The organism is Streptococcus sp. HMSC065H07 (assembly GCF_001837325.1).
In the GTDB taxonomy this organism is placed as follows: domain Bacteria; phylum Bacillota; class Bacilli; order Lactobacillales; family Streptococcaceae; genus Streptococcus; species Streptococcus salivarius_H.
In genome coordinates, this window is sequence record NZ_KV832051.1 from 8,119 (window position 1) to 8,574 (window position 456).

Annotated in this window: 1 pseudogene; it reads right to left on the reverse strand. The window is 41.4% G+C overall.

Annotation, left to right across the window (positions count from 1 at the left end):
• Window positions 1-456, reverse strand: a pseudogene (locus tag HMPREF2637_RS11685) (MSCRAMM family adhesin SdrC); the annotation flags it as partial.

The following is a 456-nucleotide window of genomic DNA, read 5'->3' on the forward strand; positions in this document are numbered from 1 at the left end:
AGTCAGCGTCAGTCAGTGCGTCAATTTCAGAATCGCAGTCTGTCTCAAACTCAGAATCAGCGTCAGAAAGTGCTTCTGTATCAGAATCACAATCGGTTTCAAACTTAGAGTCAGCCTCAGAGAGCGAGTCGACGTCAGCTTCACAATCCGAATCAAATTCAGTCTCTGCTTCAGTAAGTGAATCAATTTCAGAATCACAATCAGTGTCTAATTCCGAATCAGCCTCAGTAAGTGAATCAGTTTCAGAATCACAGTCTGAATCAAATTCCGAGTCAGCATCAGTAAGTGAATCAGTCTCAGAATCACAATCAGTGTCTAACTCAGAATCAGCATCAGAGAGTACATCAGTAAGCGAATCACAATCAGTGTCTAATTCCGAATCAGCATCAGAAAGTGCTTCTGTATCAGAATCACTTTCTGAATCAAACTCCGAGTCAGCATCAGTAAGTGAATCAA